This window comes from Paenilisteria riparia FSL S10-1204 (assembly GCF_000525995.1).
GTDB classification, from domain to species: Bacteria; Bacillota; Bacilli; order Lactobacillales; family Listeriaceae; genus Listeria_A; species Listeria_A riparia.
Window position 1 is genome coordinate 37,270 of the sequence record NZ_AODL01000005.1, and the last position, 20,347, is coordinate 57,616.

General features: G+C 41.5%; 18 protein-coding genes and 2 pseudogenes. 16 read left to right on the plus strand and 4 right to left on the minus strand.

The genetic code is table 11. The features are described 5' to 3' along the window. The first annotated feature begins 11 nt into the window (after nt 1–11). Nucleotides 12–434 (plus strand): universal stress protein, encoded by a 423-nt coding sequence (locus PRIP_RS03500; RefSeq protein WP_036099532.1) that lies wholly within the window; start codon nt 12–14, stop codon nt 432–434. Between the two features lie 150 nt (nt 435–584). Here the strand turns inward: PRIP_RS03500 and PRIP_RS03505 are convergent, their stop codons facing one another. Beyond that, nucleotides 585–1,583 (minus strand): LacI family DNA-binding transcriptional regulator, encoded by a 999-nt coding sequence (locus PRIP_RS03505; protein ID WP_036099533.1) that lies wholly within the window; start codon nt 1,581–1,583, stop codon nt 585–587. Between the two features lie 244 nt (nt 1,584–1,827). Here PRIP_RS03505 and PRIP_RS03510 point away from each other — a divergent pair, with 244 nt between their 5' ends. Genes PRIP_RS03510 through PRIP_RS03540 form a run of 7 tightly spaced genes read left to right on the plus strand, consistent with a single transcriptional unit; the run spans nt 1,828 to nt 10,061 of the window. After that, on the plus strand, nt 1,828–3,150 hold the full coding sequence (locus PRIP_RS03510; RefSeq protein ID WP_036099535.1) for an ABC transporter substrate-binding protein: 1,323 nt from the start codon (nt 1,828–1,830) through the stop codon (nt 3,148–3,150). Beyond that, a complete protein-coding gene (locus PRIP_RS03515; RefSeq protein ID WP_036099537.1) occupies nt 3,147–4,025 on the plus strand; it encodes a carbohydrate ABC transporter permease in 879 nt (292 codons plus the stop codon). Before PRIP_RS03510 ends, PRIP_RS03515 begins: the two co-directional genes overlap by 4 nt. Next, the gene (locus tag PRIP_RS03520) at nt 4,012–4,845 is read left to right on the plus strand and encodes a carbohydrate ABC transporter permease (protein ID WP_036099538.1); all 834 of its coding nucleotides are present in this window, start codon (nt 4,012–4,014) and stop codon (nt 4,843–4,845) included. Before PRIP_RS03515 ends, PRIP_RS03520 begins: the two co-directional genes overlap by 14 nt. Before the next feature lie 13 nt (nt 4,846–4,858). Further along, entirely contained in the window at nt 4,859–6,391 is a 1,533-nt protein-coding gene (locus PRIP_RS03525) for an alpha-amylase family glycosyl hydrolase (protein ID WP_149023748.1), read from the plus strand. Next, on the plus strand, nt 6,391–7,314 hold the full coding sequence (locus tag PRIP_RS03530) for a DUF1861 family protein (protein ID WP_036099539.1): 924 nt from the start codon (nt 6,391–6,393) through the stop codon (nt 7,312–7,314). Before PRIP_RS03525 ends, PRIP_RS03530 begins: the two co-directional genes overlap by 1 nt. Nucleotides 7,315–7,326: 12 nt before the next feature. Further along, nucleotides 7,327–8,397, plus strand: a complete 1,071-nt coding sequence (locus PRIP_RS03535; protein WP_036099540.1) for a BtaManbiosPhlase — start codon at nt 7,327–7,329, stop codon at nt 8,395–8,397. Further along, nucleotides 8,394–10,061 carry a phospho-sugar mutase gene (locus PRIP_RS03540; protein WP_036099541.1) on the plus strand — a complete coding sequence of 556 codons (1,668 nt, stop codon included), beginning with the start codon at nt 8,394–8,396 and terminating at the stop codon, nt 10,059–10,061. The genes PRIP_RS03535 and PRIP_RS03540 overlap by 4 nt, the downstream gene beginning before the upstream one ends. 40 nt (nt 10,062–10,101) lie before the next feature. Here PRIP_RS03540 and PRIP_RS03545 read toward each other — a convergent pair whose 3' ends face one another. After that, nucleotides 10,102–11,802 carry an Rqc2 family fibronectin-binding protein gene (locus tag PRIP_RS03545; protein WP_036099542.1) on the minus strand — a complete coding sequence of 567 codons (1,701 nt, stop codon included), beginning with the start codon at nt 11,800–11,802 and terminating at the stop codon, nt 10,102–10,104. 29 nt (nt 11,803–11,831) lie between these two features. Beyond that, entirely contained in the window at nt 11,832–12,161 is a 330-nt protein-coding gene (locus tag PRIP_RS03550; RefSeq protein WP_159101510.1) for a hypothetical protein, read from the minus strand. 239 nt (nt 12,162–12,400) lie between these two features. On the opposite strand from PRIP_RS03550, the pseudogene PRIP_RS03555 reads away from it, so the two are divergent. From PRIP_RS03555 to PRIP_RS03570, 4 genes and pseudogenes are all read left to right on the plus strand, one after another. Continuing rightward, nucleotides 12,401–13,277 (plus strand): annotated as a pseudogene (locus PRIP_RS03555) (YicC/YloC family endoribonuclease). Nucleotides 13,278–13,319: 42 nt separating this feature from the next. Beyond that, entirely contained in the window at nt 13,320–13,937 is a 618-nt protein-coding gene (gene gmk, locus PRIP_RS03560) for a guanylate kinase (protein ID WP_036099545.1), read from the plus strand. Continuing rightward, nucleotides 13,938–14,138, plus strand: coding sequence for a DNA-directed RNA polymerase subunit omega (gene rpoZ / locus PRIP_RS03565; RefSeq protein WP_036085708.1), 201 nt, complete (start codon nt 13,938–13,940; stop codon nt 14,136–14,138). It begins immediately after the preceding gene. Nucleotides 14,139–14,357: 219 nt separating this feature from the next. Then, nucleotides 14,358–15,797, plus strand: coding sequence for a lytic polysaccharide monooxygenase (locus PRIP_RS03570; RefSeq protein ID WP_052008703.1), 1,440 nt, complete (start codon nt 14,358–14,360; stop codon nt 15,795–15,797). 45 nt (nt 15,798–15,842) lie between these two features. Here the strand turns inward: PRIP_RS03570 and PRIP_RS03575 are convergent, their stop codons facing one another. Further along, a complete protein-coding gene (locus PRIP_RS03575; protein ID WP_036099547.1) occupies nt 15,843–16,127 on the minus strand; it encodes an ArsR/SmtB family transcription factor in 285 nt (94 codons plus the stop codon). 110 nt (nt 16,128–16,237) lie between these two features. Here PRIP_RS03575 and PRIP_RS03580 point away from each other — a divergent pair, with 110 nt between their 5' ends. From PRIP_RS03580 to PRIP_RS03595, 4 genes and pseudogenes are all read left to right on the plus strand, one after another. Beyond that, a complete protein-coding gene (locus PRIP_RS03580; RefSeq protein ID WP_036099548.1) occupies nt 16,238–16,531 on the plus strand; it encodes a putative quinol monooxygenase in 294 nt (97 codons plus the stop codon). A 4-nt stretch (nt 16,532–16,535) separates the two neighbouring features. Then, nucleotides 16,536–17,165, plus strand: a complete 630-nt coding sequence (locus PRIP_RS03585) for a nitroreductase family protein (RefSeq protein ID WP_036099550.1) — start codon at nt 16,536–16,538, stop codon at nt 17,163–17,165. Between the two features lie 589 nt (nt 17,166–17,754). After that, the gene (locus PRIP_RS03590; protein ID WP_036099551.1) at nt 17,755–18,651 is read left to right on the plus strand and encodes a bile acid:sodium symporter family protein; all 897 of its coding nucleotides are present in this window, start codon (nt 17,755–17,757) and stop codon (nt 18,649–18,651) included. Nucleotides 18,652–18,683: 32 nt separating this feature from the next. Further along, nucleotides 18,684–20,343 (plus strand): annotated as a pseudogene (locus tag PRIP_RS03595) (SulP family inorganic anion transporter). The last annotated feature ends 4 nt before the right edge of the window (nt 20,344–20,347 follow it).

Sequence of the window (20,347 nt, forward strand, 5' to 3'; positions counted from 1 at the left end):
GAGAGAGACCAATGAACCAGATTTTTCTTGCCTCTGATGGCTCACCGAACGCTCTTAATGCGACGAAAGAAGTTATAAAATTAGGTGCTGGATTTTCTGAAATGCAAGTTACTGTCATAACAGTTATTGATACTAGCGAAATCAAGTCGGCTGCACTAGACTTAAAATTAGATAAAGATTTGTTGCGTTTGAAGCATTTAAAAAAGATAGAGAACACATTAGGCCTACTAAGAGAAGCTGATATTTCGCATCAAGTAGAGATATTGCAAGGTGATCCTGCTGAAAGAATTAGCCAATATATTTCTGAACACCCTGCTGATATGTTGGTTTTAGGGAGTAGGGGCCTAAATACTATACAAGAAATAGTGCTCGGAAGCGTTAGCCATAAACTAATAAAACAAGCAGATTGCCCGGTTCTTGTTGTCAAACGGTAGCCGCTCATTCCGGCAGGTGAGAATCCAGAAAAAATAAGTCATCTAAATGCTGATATAATGCTAATTTAGATGACTTATTCGTAATCACTTGTTTCTAAAACTGATAGATACTTGGTTCTTGTTATTTAGCATGATAAGCGCTCGGTGCTTTCACAATCTTCCAGTCGATTCCCGCAAAACCAGCTCCGTTCCAATTGCAACATTCACAGTCGGTGCACTGGGATTCCGCAAGCGCCAGTCCATCGTTTCTACCGCCTGTTTTCCCATAAATCGCAAGTCTGTGCACATCGTTGTCAATGGAGGGTGCGCCAAAATCGTAAATTCTGTATTATCAAAACAAATAATTGACACTTGCTCTGGAACTGCAAATCCTTTCGATTGAAAATAGGAATTCAAAATAAACCCAAGCCCTGAATTCACGCAAAACCAAGCACTTGGCATTTCTTCTAAGCTTTCCAATGCTTGATATAACGCAGCTTGTTCCTCTTTAATGCCCGTAATCGTATAATGCGCATTCACAGGTAACTCATAATGTCGCATTGCCTTACAATAGCCTTCCCACCGTTCCTCATAACTCGGTGAAAAATTCACATTCCCAACAAAGCCAATTCGCGTATGACCAAGCTGAATCAAATGCTCCACAGCGACAAACGCACCATCTTTATTTTGCGATAGAATTGTATCTGTACGTAAATGCGGGTCATGGTGATCAATCATCACAGTTGGCAAACCCAAATCCAAGATCTGTTTCACAAATAAATCACTAATATGCGACAAAATAAAAATGCCCCGCCAGTTCTTCTCTTTTAATTCACGTGGCAAACAGTTCTGTGAAACGTCATTCGCCGCGACAGGAAGCGTCGTTAAATAAAATCCCCGCGCCGTCATTTCTTGCTCCAAACTCAAACAAATTTCACCAAAAAAACTCTTTTGTGATAAAGCAAATTCAGTAGCAACAAGAGCAAACTGATTATCCGTCGGCGTGTATACCACGTCTTTTTTGTATTTATATCCCATTTCATCTGCTTTTTGCAGGACGAGCCGTTTTGTTTGCTCGCCAACCCCGTTTTTGTTGCCCAGCGCTTGTGATACAGAATTTTTCGAAATCTGTAAGGCATCCGCAATATCTTGCATTGTGACTTTTTTCATTCTTTCTCCTCCTAGATGGGACTATCTTTGTTTCTATTATAAAAGGAATGGGAATGTATTGCAATTAAAAAGTAATGTTATTTGTAATGTTTGTTTAAGTAATCTTTTCAATATGAAGATAATCAACTTATATCAATGATTTTAAAAGTAATTGTTGACATTACATAAAAGTAATGTAATAATGTAATTGTAATTCAAGCGCTTACAAAATTACAAGTATGATCTAACTAGGAGGACATGAAAAATGAAATTAAAAAAAGTGGTGTTTTCTGTTTTATCCGTAGCATTAGTAGGAAGTTTGCTGGCAGGGTGTGGTTCGGGGAGTAAAAATGATGCATCGGCAGACGGCAAAACAAAAGTAACTTTCTGGGCAGCTCCAAACCCGACGCAAGTGAAGTTCTGGTCAGCCATGGCGAAAGATTTTGAGAAAGAAAATCCTGATATTAAAGTAGAAGTATCACAAATGAAAGAAAGTCCATCCTCAGAAGCGACAGTGCAGGCGGCAATTGCCTCCAAAACAGCACCAACAATCTCTGAAAATATCAATCGTAGTTTTGCAGCACAATTAGCGGACAGCAAAGCGATTGTTCCAATTAATGACATTGATGGCATGAAAGAGGTTGCAAAGAAACGTAACATGGTTGATAGCCTCGACGCGTGGAAGTTCTCAGACGGAAATCAATACGTTTTCCCAGTGTACTCCAATCCGATTCTTTTTGCATGGCGTACGGATATTTTGAAAGAATTAGGTGTGGCAGAAGCACCAAAAACATATAGCGATGTATTAGCAGTTGGTAAGAAATTAAAAGCGAAATACCCAGATAAAGTCATGTGGGCAAAAGCAGATTTGGCTGATCCTACAGCTTGGATGCGTTGGTTCGACTTCTTCCCGCTATATAACGCAGCATCAAAAGGAAATCCGTTTGTAAAAGACAACAAACTAGTAGCAGAAGACAAAGCAGGCGAGCAAGTCCTAACATTCATGTCGCAACTACAAAAAAATGACTTATTATTAGCAGGTCAAGCAACAGATCCATTCGAAACGGGAACAAGCATTATGGCAGACAACGGTCCGTGGTCATTCCCGAACTGGGCGGAGAAATTCCCGGAACTAAAATACGGCGAAACATTCACAATCAGCACACCACCAGTTCCTGATGCGTTAAAAGACGAAGCCAATGTCAACACTTATTCAGATGCAAAAGGTATCGTTTTCTATGCACAAGCAACAGACGCTGAGAAAAAAGCAGCCGTTAAATTCCTTGATTTCGTATACAGCAATGACAAAAACGATTTGAAATTCCTAGAACTAACAAACTTAATTCCAGCACGTGATGATGCAACGAAAAACGCAACATTCACAGACTTCTTCACTAAGAACCCTGCACTAAAAATCTATGCAGAAAACGTACCATATGCAATTCCAGCGATGGATAACGCAGATTACAATGACATTCAGCAAATCATTGGTGAACAAGCATGGAACCCAGTTGTTCGTGGTGAGAAGAAACCTACGAAAGCTTGGAACGATATGAAGAAGGCGGAGGATGAGGTGCTTCAGAAATGAAGAAGCTAAACAACAAATTGGGCTGGTCTTTTACCAGCCCCTATATTATCTTCACACTAATCTTCTTTCTAATCCCGCTCGTTTGGGCAATCTGGCTTTCTGTGACGGATTGGAATATGATGAGCCCAGATATTAACTTTGTTGGCTTTGAAAATTTTACAAAAGCATTTGCCAGCCCTGCGGTGAAGGCATCGTTTTGGGTGACATATAAATTCTTGATTGTATTTGTACCACTGGCGCTTATTTTATCTATGGTTGTGGCGATTTTAGTAAACGGATTGCCAAGATTTAAAGGCTTGTACTTAGTTGCATTTTTCTTGCCATACTTATCTTCTGGTGTTGTTACGTCGTTAATCGTGAAAGGATTGCTTTCTTACAATAGTCCGCTGAACATTTTCTTGCGAGATCATTTTGGCTGGAATATTGATTGGTTAGGGACGCCGATGACTTCGCTATTCGTCATTTCATTGATGATTGCTTGGAAAATGTCAGGGTATTATGCGCTGATCTTGATTTCCGGATTATCGAGCATTAACGAAGAAATTTATGAAGCGGCGGCAATGGATGGCTCTGGACGATTCCGAACATTCTGGAAAGTGACGGTGCCAATGATGTACCCTGCGCTATTTACAGTCATTGTTTTAGCAGTGGGAGTTAGCTTTGGTATTTTCACCGAGGTGTACCAATTAACTGGTGGTGGACCGAACTTTGCGACAAATACGTGGCAAATGGAAATTTATAATCAGGCGTTTGTGAACTTGAAATCCGGTTATGCTTCTGCGATTTCGTTGATGGCGGCCGTTGTGACATTCGCGTCGATTGGCGTTATTAAAAAAGGACTAGAGAAATGGGGCGAGAGAAATGGTTGGTCGTAAAAGTAAGTGGGGCATGGCGGTACGTTACACGTTGACAACATTGCTTTTATTAGTAATGATTTATCCGTTTATTTATCTCGTGCTCAATTCATTCGCATCTTGGGATCAAGTCGATCGAAAAGTAATTCCGACGCATTTTACGTTGCGGTCTTGGAGTTGGTTGTTCGGTAATGCGACAACGGCGGCACCGGCACCTTGGATTCATGCGTTTATAAACACGATTATTGTGGCGACGATTGCGACGGGATTGATGCTGTTATTTGCCATCATGGTTGCATATGCATTAGCAAAAATTAATTTTAAAGGTAAGGCGTTTGTTAATAATGCGATTTTGTTCCAAATGTTTTTCCCAGCGATTATTTTGCTGATACCACAGTTTCTGATGATTACGAACGTTGGCTTATTGGATACGTATGCGGGGATGATTATTCCAACTATGCTTAGTATGTGGGCGATTTTCATGTATACGAACTTTTTTAAAGCGATTCCAGATACGCTTATTGAGGCGGCGAAATTGGATGGGGCGGGCGATATGAAGATTTTGTTCCGCATTGTGTTGCCGATGTCGAAATCGATTAGTACGGTTATCTTCTTGTTCTTATTTACGGATCGCTGGACAAATCTATTGTGGGATTTAATTGTATCAAAAAGTGATAGTACGGTGACGCTGAACGTGCTGATATCGCAAATGTTTGGACCTTATGCGACATTCCCTGGTCCGATGTATGCGGCGTCGGTGGTTCTAACTTTACCGCTCATTATTTTGTTCTTATTCTTCTCGAAAAAATTCCAAGAAGGTATGCAGTTTACATTGAAGTAAGGAGTTTAGCAAGATGGGGAAATGGTGGCAAGAGACGGTTTTTTATGAGATTTATATGCCGTCATTTAAGGATGGTAATGGCGACGGAATCGGTGATTTTAAAGGATTACGTGAGAAAATTCCGTATTTAGCAGAGCTTGGGATAGGCGGTGTTTGGCTAACGCCGTTTTATCCTTCGCCAAAAGTGGATAATGGGTATGATGTGAGTGATTATTATGCGGTAGATTCGGATTTTGGGACGATGGCGGACTTGGAGGCTTTTATTGCTGAGGCGAATGCGTACGGGATTCGAGTCATTGCGGATATGGTTGTGAATCATGTGTCCACAGAACATGCGTGGTTTCAGGAAGCACGTCTCGCGCGGGATAGTCCGAAACGTGATTGGTTTGTTTGGCAGGATACGCCGAATAATTGGGAATCATTTTTTGGGGGCGCGGCTTGGGAGTGGGATGCGTTGACGGAACAGTATTATTACCACAGTTTTGCGAAGGAACAGGTCGATTTGAATTGGCGTAACGAGGAAGTGGTGCGCGAGATTTGGAATGTCTTTGATTTTTGGCTGGATAAGGGACTGGACGGGTTTCGGCTTGATGTGATTAATAATCTGACACTGACTCGGAATTTTCCAGATAATCCGGTGGATGTGAATGGGGAACAAGTGCATATTTTTGATAAGGATCAGCCGGGAATGGATTTGAAAATGGCGGAAATTGGCGCTTATATTCGCGAACAAGGTGATTATTTTACGGTTGGTGAGATTAGTTCGGATAAGCTTTCGGACATTGAAAAATATGCAGGAAACGATGGGCTTGATGTGACATTTAACTTTAATTTTGGTAGTGTCACGAGTCGGGACGGGATTGTGGCAGAGCTTTCGCGGATGCAGGAAGTGTATGCGGATGGCCGAATGCCGACGTTGTTTTTTGGAAGTCATGATATGAGTCGGTCTTGGAATCGTTTGGCGGACGGACGCGAAGAGGTGGCGCAGATGCTTGCGATGCTTATGTTGACGGCGCATGGTGTTCCGTTTGTGTATTTCGGCGAGGAACTGGGGATGGCGGATTTTGTGCCGGATTCGGTAGATGCGATGCGAGATGTGCGAGGAATTTATGCATATGATTTAGAATTGGCAGCGGGACGGACAGCTGACGAGGCTTTGAAGGTTGCGCAGGATAAGACTCGAGACAAAGCGCGGGCGCCGATGTGGTGGCCGGAAGGATTTTCGCAAGGGGCTACTTGGATTGGCGAGGTACCGCCTGATTTTGAACGGGGGCGCCGGATGTTTGCGTTTTATCAAGCGTTGATTGCGCTTAGGAAGACTACGGATTTTTGTGAGCACGGTTATCAATCGTTTGATGTGGACGGGACGCTTTTGACGTATGTTCGCGGTGATTATTTGGTGTGCTTGAACTTTGGGGAGACCCATGAAATGAGGAACCGTTGGGGAGACTTAACGGAAATTTTGGCGAATCAGACAATCGTTTTCGATGTCAAAACAGTGAAGTTGCCGGAAAATGCGGCAGTAATTTTTAAGGTGGGTAAATAATGAAAGAAATTGTGAAGTTATTGAAGGAATATAGGGAAAAAAATGAGGCTATGGCTGTAGAAAGACTGCGTTTTATTGGATGTTCTGATTTGGATGTGTATAACATTACGGCGCCGTTTAATGTGAACGGAATGGAAGTCATTGCAGGGCGTATCGAAGCACGAGATAGCGAAATGGCACACATTGGCTTTTTTGAAAAACAGAATGATGCATGGGTTCTGTTGGAAAATACGACTGAACTCGCCTTGCAAGATCCATTTGTGACAAAGATTGACAATGCGTGGATTATCGGTGGCGTGGAAGTGTTCCCCAGCGCAGAAAATCCAGCGAAATTGGCGTGGCGAACATGCTTATATCGTGGAATGTCGCTTAATGACCTCACTTTAGTTTTTCGAGGGCCAGTTGGGATGAAAGACTTGCGTTTAAAACAGTTAGCAAATGGTGAAATCGCAGTGTTTACAAGATCTCAAGGTAAAAAAGGCGGACGCGGCAAAATTGGTTTTTGTCTTGTGAAAAATTTGGCAGAGCTAACAGTCGCGTGTGTGGAGGAAGCACCTCTTCTGGCACCTCATTTTGCAGACGAAGAGTGGGGTGGCGCTAATGAAATTCATCTATTAAAAAATGGTCAGCTTGGCGTCTTAGGTCATATTGCTAATTTTGATAGTACTGGGAATCGGCATTATTATGCGGCGGTTTGCGTCATTGATCCTGCGACAAGTGAGATTGTGGTGCCGATGACAATCATTTCGGAACGTGCGGACTTTTTGGAAGGTCCTGCAAAGCGACCAGATTTAGTGGATGTCGTTTTTAGTGGTGGTCTAATTCGAAAACCTAATGGTACAGCTGATTTGTATGCAGGAATAAGTGATGCGGATGCGCAAAAGCGTGTGATTCGCGATCCATTTATGAAATTTGAAGGATAGGGAGATAGGAAAATGTTAAATGTGTATCGTTATGAGGAAAATCCATTAATTACACCGGCTGATGTGGTACCGCATCGTCCAGATTTTGAGGTGATAGGTGCTTTTAATGCAGGCGTGGCGAAATATAAAGAGGAGACGTTGCTACTTTTGCGTGTGGCGGAAAAGCCAGTCAGTGAGGATCCGAACATTGTGAAAGCGCCTGTTTTCAATATGGAGACGAAAGAATTAGATATTTTAGAGTTTCGTTTGGATGATCCGATGTATGATTTCGAAGATCCAAGAATGATTCGGAAAAAGGATAAATTGGAAGGATTCGCTTATTTGACATCGCTTTCGTATATTCGAATTGCGCGAAGCAAGGATGGACATCATTTCACAATGGATGAAAAGCCGTTTTTGTATCCGTTTAACGAGTATCAGACATTTGGAATTGAAGACGCGCGCGTGACGCAAATTGGAGATGTGTACTATGTGAATTTTAGTGCCGTTTCTGAGATGGGTGTCACTGATGCGATGATTTCGACGACGGATTTTGTGAACTATAAGTATGAGGGAAATATTTTTGCACCGGAGAATAAAGATGTTTTGATTTTTCCAGAGAAGGTGAACGGGAAGTATTATGCATTGCACCGTCCGAGCTTGAAAAGTATTGGGAACTTAGATATTTGGATTGCATCTTCGCCTGATTTACATAGCTGGGGCGATCATCGCCATTTGCTAGGCATTCGTGAAGGTGCTTGGGATAGCGGGCGTATTGGTGGTGGTGCTGTGCCAATTAAGACAGAAAAAGGTTGGTTGGAGTTATACCACGGCGCAACGAAAGATCATCGTTATTGTATGGGTGCGGTTTTGCTAGATTTGAATGATCCAATGAAAGTGCTGGCAAGAACGGCAACACCGATTTTAGAACCAGAGGCAGATTATGAGAAAAATGGCTTCTTCGGTGATGTTGTATTTGGTTGTGGCACAATCGTGGAAGGTGATGTGATTAAAATGTATTACGGGGTTGCGGATACGTCGATGGCTTGTTGCGAGCTTAGTATGACGGAAATTTTGCAACAATTAGAGGATGAAAGCCGATGACTTGGCAGGAAAATTGGCAAAAATGGAGCGTAGCGTCGGCAGATGATACGGCGCTTCGGGAGGAAATGACGGAATTATCAAACGACGAATTAAGACGCGAAAATTTTTATCGCTATTTGGAATTTGGGACTGGGGGTATGCGTGGTGAGCTAGGTTGCGGGACGAATCGGATGAATAAATACATGATTCGTTGGGTGACAAGTGGTGTGGCAGCATATATTTTAGAACAGGGGCGTCAAAAAGAAGGCGTAGCTATTGCCTATGATTCGCGTCATTTTTCGGCGGAATTTGCGCTTGAAGCAGCGAAAACACTTGGTGCTGCGGGGATTAAGGTTTATTTATCAGATACACTGCGACCAACGCCAGAGCTATCGTTTATCGTACGGAAATGGCAAGCGGCAACGGGAATTGTGATTACAGCAAGTCATAACCCTGCGGAATATAATGGTTTCAAAGTATACGGTGCGGACGGTTGCCAAATAACACTAGATGTTGCGGCCAAAATCACGAACTACTTGGAAATGGTGACGGATTTATTTGCAATTCCAGTTGGAGAGGAGCAGACACTAGTCCAAAACGGCTTACTTGAATACATTGGAACAGAAGCGGATACAGCCTATTTGGAACAAGTGCAAACAGTGACGCAAAATAAGGCATTGACGCAACAAAACGGTGACGAACTGCAAATTGTCTACACACCACTTCACGGGACGGGTGAACGTCTTGTTTTAGGAAGTTTGAAGCAAGCAGGTTTTACAAATGTACATGTTGTGGCGGAGCAAGCTATTCCAGACGGTGCTTTTCCAACGGTAGCCTCGCCAAATCCCGAAGATCATGAAGCATTCGAAATGGCAATAAAAGCAAGTAATGGTGCGGATATTTTGATGGCAACAGATCCTGACGCAGACCGAATTGGTGTCGCTGTGAAAAACGAAAACGGTGAATATCAAGTTTTAACAGGAAATCAATTAGGCGCCTTGCTACTTCATTATTTAGTGACCCAACCAGAAATTCCACTAAATAGTGCGCTCATAAAAACAATCGTAACAAGCGATTTAGGTGAGAAAATAGCCACGAAATATGGTGTGAAAACTTACAACACATTGACTGGTTTCAAATTCATTGGTGAAAAAATTGCAGAGTTGGAAAAAATGCAAGCTGGCCATTTTTTATTTGGCTATGAAGAAAGTTATGGATATCTTGTCAAACCTTTCGTCCGCGATAAAGATGCGATTCAAGCCGCGCTTTTAACAGCAGAAGTAGCACTAGCGTTGAAAAAACAGGGCAAGACACTATACGAAGGCTTGCAAGAAATCTACGAAACATTCGGCTATTTCGCGGAATCACTCCACACCATCACCGCAAAAGGCGAACAAGGCGTGGTGCGAATCCAAGAAATGATGCAACAAATGCGACTGGCAGAATGTGTTCATCCCGAAGTTGTGCGAAAAGAAGACTACAAAACGGGAGAAGGCATCGAATTAGTCTTACCAAAATCAGACGTTTTAAAATTCTACTTAGCAGACGGCTCATGGTTTTGCATCCGTCCATCTGGCACCGAACCAAAATGCAAAATCTATTTTAGTTGCATAGGCGAAACAAATACAGCAGCCATCGCAAAACGAAAGGCATTAGAAGAACATATTTTAGCCCAGCTAAACTAAAAAAACGCCATCAAAGCATTACAGCTCTGGTGGCGTATTTCTAATTTCTTAATTTTTTTACGGTCGCTTCATCCGGCGTCACAAAATACGTCGTCTGATTATCATACGTCACATAACCAGGTTTGGAACCGCTCGGTTTTTTCACATGCTTGATGAGCGTCGCATCCACTGGAACCGAACCAGACAATCGCGCTTTCGAATAAAACGCTGCAATCATCGCCGCCTCCAAAATCGAAGCCTCATCTGGATTCGCGTCTTGAATCACCACATGCGACCCAGGCAAGTCTTTTACATGGAACCAAAGATCCGAATTTCGCGCGAACTTATTCGTCAAATAATCATTTTGCTTATTATTTTTACCAACTAGAATTGGCAATCCAGTGCTTGATATATATTTCTCCAATGTCGGATTTTGATTCGGTTTTCGGCTTCCTTTTTTCTGTTTATACTTGATGTATCCTTGTTCGGCAAGCTCCACACGAATTTCCTCAACATCCTCCGGTGAGGCATCTTCCAATTGCTGTTGCACCGTTTCCAAATAACCCATTTCCTCTTTTGTCAATCGCATTTGCTCTTCCACAAAACGAACCGCTTTCTTCAACTTCTGATATTTATTAAACAAAAACTGCGCGTTCTGAGCAGGGGACTTACGAATATCAAGCGGAATCGTTACCATTCCCATATCCTCATCGTAAAAATTCTGCACCGCAATCTCCGTCATACCACGCGAAACGAGATGCAAATTCGCTGTTAGCAGCTCGCCAAAAATGCGAAACTCGTCGGCGCGCTCCGTATCGACAAGCGTCTGCTCCAACTTCTCCATTTTCAAACGATCTCGGTCCAATTCATTGGCTAGCAACCGTTCCAAATCATGCGCAATCTGATGCACACGATCCCGCGTCGCCTTTCCACTATAAAACCGGTCAAGCAAAGCGCTAAGCGAAGGCAACTCTGTCGTTATTTCCGTATTTGTCAATCGCATAAAATAGAAATCTTCCTTCGCATTTTTCACAAAAAGGTTCGGTACGGCAGGTTTCGCACAATCCGCCATCACACTAAAAAACGCTTTTGGTAATGTGTCGCGATTTACCATACCAGCTCGCGCCATCACTTCATTCGCTAATAATGGGCTAAAACCGGCCACAGCGCCAACGACTTGCTTCGACATCTTACCAGCATTAAAATCTAATTTCGCTAGCAACGCATCTTCTGTTACCGTCCACGGGTCTAGTTTCTCCGAAGAAGGCGGTACAACATAAGGCGCACCAGGTAACAGCGTCCGGTAACTGTTAAAAGCAGGCGACACGTGCTTAATACAATCCACAATCGTCTCTTTCTCACGATCTACCAACACGACATTACTGTGCCGTCCCATAATTTCCACATACAAATCACAAAAACGCGTCTCACCAATCTCGTCTTTCCCGCGAATCCCAAAAATCAAAATCCGGTCATTTTTGACTTGGCGAATCGATTCAATAATCGCACCTTCCATGTACTTACGTAATAACATACAAAACATTGGTGGTTGCGCAGGATTTTCCATCGTTTCTTTTGTAAGCTGAATGCGCGCATAACTCGGATGAGCCGAAATCAAAATCCGCTGATTCTCTCGATTTTTACGAACATGCAATACTAATTCATGCGCAAACGGCTGATGAATTTTCATAATCCGTCCCGTCTCACATTGCTCTGTTAATTCTTCTGTCATTGCTCTTAAAAACATTGTATCAAATGCCATTTACTTGTTTCAGTCCTTTAAAAAATAGTTTACTCTTGGCTACTCACAGAAAGATTGCCGTGCGAATACGTAATAGCTATATTCATCGTGCCATCTTTTTTAATACTTTCAAAACTAATATATAACGTGCTGTTTAGCGTAGAATCGATATCAGGTAAATCCACATTGCTCGCATGTTTCTTTCCATTCTTATCCACATAGCTGATGGTTAATCCACCAGGCTTCAAGTTCACTGGCTTTTTGTTGATTTCTTTAGACTCCCCATTTGCAATCGCAGGAATTGTTGCAAGCGTTGTCCCAGCATTGCTCACCGTAATCTCCGAAGACTTATCCCCGCTATAATTATCGACCGAAATCATGAAGTCCTCTGTTGGCGTTGACACGACAAATCGCAACAAGAAAGCCAAACGCAAAAATAGCCACAAAAGCGATCCCAAAAATCATTCCATTTCGCTTCATATACTAAATTCTCCTCTTTTTTCTTTCATTGTACCACAAGAAGTATAAAACTTGCGCTATATTCCTCATTTTAGCTGTATTCTTTGCGACTTTTTGATATAATGGAAAAGTGAAATTGTAATGCGAGAGGCTGGTTGAGATGGTAAAAAGTATGACTGGATTCGGGCGAGCAGGGAAGCAATCAGAGAATTTCAAAGTAACCGTAGAACTAAAGGCTGTAAATCACCGCTATTTGGAGACACTTTTCCGGATGCCGCGAGTATTCGCGTATTTAGAAAGTAAACTGAAAAAAAGCATTGCCGAACAAATAAAACGAGGACGTATCGAATGTGCGATTACAATTGAAGGCAACAAAGCAACGAAAGAAAAGCTTGTTATCAATTGGGATTTAGCCGATGAATATATTCGCTTTATGCGTCAAGCAACACAGCGTTACCAAATGGAAGACGCGTTAAATATCCAAGAACTACTCCTTGATCCACGCTTCTTAGAAATTGTAGAAAGTAGCGAGCTAGATTCTGAGCTCGAACATTTGCTACTGGAAGCAACATTCGCAGCAGCGAGGCGACTGGACGAAATGCGCGAAGCAGAGGGGAATGAACTAGCCCTGCACTTCAAACATCATTTAGACACCGTAGCTGAGCTGTTAGAAGCCATCCAGACCTACATACCAGAAATGGAGAGTACCTATCGCGATAAACTGGAGAACCGCTTACTAAGTTATGTCGGCGAAGACTTTGATAAGGCACTTGTGTTATCAGAAATCGCGATTATGTTAGAGAAATCCGATATTAACGAAGAAATTGAACGTTTAGGAAGCCACATAAAGCAGTTTTCACACATTATTTTACGAAGTGAGCCAATTGGTCGGAAGCTCGATTTTCTGATTCAAGAGATGAATCGCGAAGTAAATACGATTGGTTCCAAGGCTAGCCATTTGGAAATTACGAATCGTGTGGTAGAATTAAAGACGACACTTGAAAAAATTGCGCGAACAAATTCAAAACGTAGAGTGATTTTTCAAGCAGTATGCTAATTTAGAAAAGAGGAAAGCTATCATGACAGATCGAGGACTTCTCATTGTTTTATCTGGTCCTTCTGGAGTTGGTAAGGGGACCGTGCGCAAAGCCGTATTTGACGACCCGACCACTTCTTTTGAATATTCCATTTCGATGACAACAAGAAAGCCCCGCGAAGGCGAAGTGGACGGTGTGGACTATTATTTCCGCACGAAAGAACAATTCGAGCAAGCGATTCAAGATGGGAAAATGCTAGAATACGCACAATATGTCGGTAACTATTACGGAACCCCATTAGATTACGTCGAAGAAATTTTGGCCGACGGAAAAGATGTCTTCTTAGAGATTGAAGTTCAAGGCGCGTTGCAAGTGCGTCAAGCAATGCCAGACGGAATCTTTATTTTCCTAACCCCACCAGACTTAGGCGAGCTAAAAAACCGCATTATTGGACGTGGTACGGAGTCGATGGACGTTGTCGAAGAGCGTATGACCGAGGCCCGTAAAGAAATTGAAATGATGAACTCCTATGATTATGCCGTCGTTAATGATATAGTAGATAATGCCGTTCAAAAAATTAAGGGAATCGTCCAAACAGAACACCTAAAAGTCGAACGCGTTGTTCACAAGTATGAAAAAATGTTAGAGGAGTTGGAATAAATGTTATATCCATCTATTGATAATCTGTTGTTAGTTATTGATTCAAAATACTCATTAGTAACGGTAGCCGCTCGTCGTGCTCGCCAAATGCAAAAAGACCACGATCCAGGCACGCTAGAAGACTTCCAATCACATAAAGAAGTTGGGAAAGCCTTAGAAGAGATCTACGCTGGTAACTTAGTAATGGGGAAAGATAAATAAGGAGTTGCCTCGCGCAGCTTCTTTTTTTGCACCTAAACAGCAAATGATAACGCTTACTCAGGCTTTTCTATACAACTCTGTGAACAAAATAATATATGTTGTTAAAAAGCCTTGATACGACTTGTTCTCCGTGTTTTTCCTTCATCATCCAGCTATTCAAATGGGCTAATTTCCAGTACAATAGAGCCATGGGGAGAAAAAATAATGGAGGTAACATATATGAAAAATTGGATCAAAGTCGCAGGGTTTGCGTCAACAGTAGCCATTTCGATGCTTGTTTTTCAAGGTCAAGCATCCGCACACGGCTATATCTCAAAGCCAGCAAGCCGTGTCTATCTAGCAAGCCAAGGCATTAACACAAACGTAGGATCAGCACAATGGGAACCACAAAGCATTGAAGCACCAAAAGGTTTCCCAGAAAAAGGACCACTTGACGGTCAAATCGCTGGTGGAGGTAAATACAGTCTACTAGACGAACAAACACAAAATCGCTGGTCAAAAGTCGACATTCAAAGTGGTAAAACAACTATCGAATGGACACTAACAGCACCACATAAAACAAGCAGTTGGAGCTACTACATCACGAAAAACGGTTGGAATCCTAATAAACCACTAACACGTGATCAACTGCAACTTATTACTAAAATTCAAGCAGACGGAACAGCACCGGCTGCAAAAACATCTCAAGAAATCACCATTCCAGCTGACCACACAGGCTACCATGTCATTTTAGGTGTTTGGGAAATTGCCGATACAGGCAACGCATTTTATCAAGTAATCGATGCTAATATCAGTGGCGGAAGTTCCGTTCCCGATACAGAAGCACCAACAAAACCAGCACAACTAGTAACAACCGCACAAACATTTAATGCTATATCCCTTAAATGGCAAGCATCAACAGACAATAAAGGCGTATCATCTTACGAAATCTACCGAGATGGCAAATTCATCGGCGAATCAACAACACCGACCTACCAAGACACAAACCTAGCAGAAAATACAACATACACCTATACCGTTCGTGCCAAGGATTTTGCAGGTAACCGCTCGGAATGGAGTAACAGCGTGCAAGCAAAAACAGCAGTCAAACCAGCAACAGACACAGAAAAGCCAACCGCACCAAAAATGCTAATGACTCACGCTCAATCATCTAATACGATTGACCTTTGCTGGCAAGCCGCATCGGATAATATCGGCGTAGCCTATTACGAAATTTACCGAGATGGCGTCAAAATCAAAACACAAACAGGCGTTATGTTCCAAGATATCAGCCTAAAGAGCGATACAACATATAACTATCTTGTTTATGCTGTAGACACATCCGGCAATCGCTCTGCCGCAAGTAATTTACTAACAGCTAAAACAAAACCAGCAGAAGTCATCCCAACAGGCACATGGTCATCCACACATATTTATGTGGCTGGCGATATGGTGACTTACGATAACAAACAATACCGCGCGAAATGGTGGACACTTGGCAACAAACCAAGCGAAAGCGACGCATGGGAACAAATCGGCGGAGGCATTGCCGACTGGAACAGCACAAAAGCCTACAATGGTGGCGATAAAGTCATATATAACGGAAAAACCTACCAAGCTAAATGGTGGATTCGCGGCGAACGTCCGGATGCTTCGATTGTTTGGGAATTGGTGAGATAAGCTATACAAAAAAGGAGCAGCGTATACATAGCCAGCTCCTTTTTGCTATTCCGTTTTGAAAACAGAAAAAAACGCAGGATATTTCTCCAACAACACATGATTCACCGAATAAATATGCGATGTACCTTCTTTCCGGACGGTAATTAAATCAGCTTCGCGTAACAATTTAATATGGTGGGACATGGTCGATTTAGAAATATCATAACTATCACAGACGACGCGTCGCTCGCCTTTTTGCAATAAGCAAAGAAAAATATCGAGACGAATCGGGTCGCCAAGTGCTTGAAATAATAACAATAATTGGTCGGTTGTTAGATTCTTTTTTTCCATAAAAATATCATAGCATAAGGATTATTATTTGCCTATCAAAATGGATTATGTTACAGTGTTGTAGTTCGAAAAAAATCGAACTAGTAAAAAGAGAAAGAAGGGCAAACGAGATGTTAGTCATTCAGGCGAAATTAGAAGTGCAAGAAGGTCAAATCGCGGCGTTTCTCGAAGCGGTCCAGCCGTTAATTGAAGCATCACGTGCAGAATCAGGCAATATAAGTTACAATCTTACTTGTTCAGTAGAAAATACGACAGAATATTACATGTTAGAAGAATGGGAAGACCTAGCAGCCATTGACACACATAATAAAAGCAAGCATTTTCAAGACTTTCAAGCAAGCGTGAGAACAATGCTCGCAAGTGCGCCACGTATTCAAGTATTAAGCACATTAGAAGGGAAGTAATACCATGTTTAAAAATAATGATTTTGAAGATATTATCAAAAACCGTCGTTCCATTCGTACATATGATGCGGACGTAAAAATTAGCAAAGAAGAAATGGAAGCTATTTTAACAGACGCGATGCGCGCTCCGTCTTCTGTGAACATGCAACCATGGCGATTCGTCGTTGTTGAAAGCCCAGAAGGTAAAGAAAAATTGCGTCCACTAGTTCGTTTTAATACCCAACAAAATGACACGTCTGCTGCGATGATTGTGATTTTCGGGGATACGAATAGTTTTGAAAATGGTGAGAAGATTTTCAGTAGCGCAGTGGAACAAGGGTTGATGCCACAAGACGTTAAGGATAAGCAAATGGCGGCTTTAACACCGTATTATGCGAACTCACCACGCGAGGAATTGGAACGTGTGAGTATTATTGACGGAAGCCTTGTTGCCATGCAGTTGATGCTAGTGGCGCGTGCATACGGCTATGACACGAATCCAATCGGTGGATTTGAGCGAAAAGAAGTAGCAGAGGCTTTTGATATGGATACAGAACGTTATGTACCAGTGATGATTGTATCGATTGGGAAAGCAAAAGATACTGGATATGGTTCGTATCGCTTGAGTACGGAAGATACGGTTTTTTGGAAGTAAAGATAGGTAACAGATATAGTCTGGTTCTCGAGATTGGTGGGAATCAGGCTATTTATATGGATTTAATGAACATAATGGACCTATTAATTCCGAAAAATGGTTTTTTGTAAATTTATTTTATGAAGCGTGATTATAAAAAAAAGGCAAGTAAAATATATCACTAAAAATAATAAATTTCTTTATATCCTTTCAAATAGACTAATGAAACAAAATCGCTATGCACGGCATATTTTTAATAGCTATCGAATAAAAAATGGTTTCTCCAAGTAAAGTTGCATAGTTATAAAAATTAACGTTTTAAAAGTTACATTTGACAAAAAAATAAGCTTATAATATAGTTTAAAGTAATTGGTGCGCAGAGTTTTATTTATTATGAGTGTTGGTATATAGCTGTTTATGTGATGTTTTTTACTAGATAGTATATTTTTTAAATAGTTGCAACTTTATAATAGTGATTAATATTACTTTGTTATTGTTTCTGCTAACATTTATTAATTTGAAGAGCTCAACAATTAAAAAAATCGAAAATAGATAGGCCGTCTATGGATTATTTTACGAACATGACTGACATGTAGAAAAGAGGGCGATAATGGAGCAAGTAAATCAAATCTTAGTGGCAGTTCAACCTTATGTTCTGTTGATTTTTGTGTATGCAACAATGATTGCAATTGGCTTTACAATTACGATAAAACAATTAATTATATCTTTTAAGCGGCCGTTACCGCTGATTTTGTGTCTTCTTTTTAATATTATTGTGGCGCCATTAATTGCTTCGCTAGTGACGAATGGATTGGCGACGTCCTTTGGAAGTAAGTCACAGGCAACGACGATTATAATTGCTGCGGTGCTTATCAATTTGTTTGCTGGTGCGCCTGCTGGTATGAAAAACGTACAGCTAGGCGGTGGTGATGGAGCAAGTGCGGTAGCTATGTTGACCTTGCTTTCTATTGCTGTTGTTATTTTCACACCATTAACAGCGCCATTGTTTTTACCAGGGAATGTGACAATTCCTGTCGCTAAAATCGTCTGGACATTGATTATTTTAGTGGTTGTTCCACTCGGTATCGGTTTGACACTTAATTCTGTGAAACCAAATATCGCGAAAAAAGCTTTGAAAAGCGTGAACGAAATATCATCAATCAGTATGATTTTAGTTTTGGTATGCTTCATGCTCCCCAACTTACAAAGCGTTTTTGATACAGGATTTTATGCTTTATCCATTTTTGGGATTATTGTCTTAGCGAATTTCTTTATCACCTATTTTTGTACGGTGGGAACGATTCAAGATAAAAAAACAGTGTCCTTGTTATCTATGTCTAAAAATTTCGGCGTAGCGCTTTCTGTTGCAACAGCAGCATTTGCTTCTTACGATATTATACCCGCGATGATGACGTATGCGATTGTAATGATGATTGCTTGTATCCCAGTGGCGCTTATTTTGAAACATGTGACCGGTGAAAAAGTTGTATTGACTAAAAAATCATAGCGAAAGAATACTACTAAAAAAGGGGATTGGATATGTTCAAATATATTTTATTATCGTTAGGAGGTTATAAAGCATCCTATTTACGAAATGATATTATCTCGGGCATTGGTGTGGCGGCACTTAGCATACCTGTTGCGATGGGGTACGCGCAAGTTGCCGGTCTTCCAGCGATTTATGGATTGTATGCCTCATTTTTACCGGTCCTTGCCTATGTTATTTTTGCCAGTTCCCCGCAATTGATTTATGGTATCGATGCTACAGCAAGTGCGATTACTGGTTCGATTATTATTGGAACGGTCGGACTAACAGCTGGTTCAAAAGAAGCAATAACTTTGGCACCGATTCTTGCTTTTTTCTGTGCATTGTTTCTAGTATTGTTTTCTGTACTTAAGCTTGGAAGGTTCGCAAAATATATTTCGGAGCCTGTGCTAAGTGGCTTTATTTCGGGTCTAAGTGTCTCTATTATGATTAGCCAAATTCCAAAAATAATTGGTATTAAGTCAAGTGGCGATAGTGTCGTTTCTGACGTGACAAACATTGTGACACATCTACCTAACGTCAATCTCGTCTCACTGGTGCTTGGGACTGTAGCGATAATACTCATCATCTTTGGGAAAAAAGCGTTACCTAAATGGCCTACAGCGCTTATCGTGCTTATTTTGGGAACGATGTTATCATACTTCATGGCGCTGAATCAGTATGACGTAGATATTGTTGGAAGTGTTCCGTCAGGCTTTCCATCGCTTCATTTACCGGACTTTTCTGCTACGACATGGGGGATTAGCATAATTGGTGGACTTGTTTCAGCCATTGCTTGTTTTGCAGGCTCGTTACTTCCGAGTGAAAGTTTTGCGATGCGAAATAAGTATAAGATTAATGGAAATCGTGAGTTGTTTGCGTACGGTGTGTCGAATTTTGTGGCTTCCTTATCTGGATGTTCACCTACGAGTGCCAGTGTTTCTCGGACCGCAGCAAATGAACAATTTCATGGGAAGACGCAGCTTGTGTCTATTGTAGCTGCAACGATTATTGCGCTGGTTGTGGCATTTTTTAGTGGATTGCTTTACTACATGCCACAACCAGTACTTTCGGGAATTGTATTTGCTGCACTGATTGGTATTGTAGATATTTCTATTTTGCGCCATTTGTTTGGTGGTGCGCGCCGGGAAGCTTACGTTTGGCTTATTTCAGCTGTTGCGACGCTTTTCCTTGGTGTTATCTGGGGGGTATTGCTTGGGCTTATCTTATCCTTTGTAAATGTGATTTTACGCTCTATGGCGGCGCCAGCTGCGGAACTAGGAGTTATAGATGGGCGTGATGGCTACTTTGATTTGAAGCGAGGGGCTTCTGTCCACCGGATTCCTGAAACTGTCATTTACAGATATAGTGGATCGCTTTTCTTTGGTAATATCGATGTATTTACAAGTGAACTTAAACAATTCATTAAGAGCGATACAAAAGTGGTTATTATTGATGCTAGCGCAATTGTAACGATTGACATGACTGCTTCTGCAACCTTAAAAGAAGTACTCGAATGGTTAGACAGTCAGAAAGTGATATATTATTTTGCCAATGTAACTGGGAATTTGAAAGCCAATTTTAAAAAAGCATAAATTAGATTTTCTGATGGAGGATGGTAAAACGAAGAAAACAATACAGGATGCGCTTCAAAGTTATCAAAATACATTATAAACAA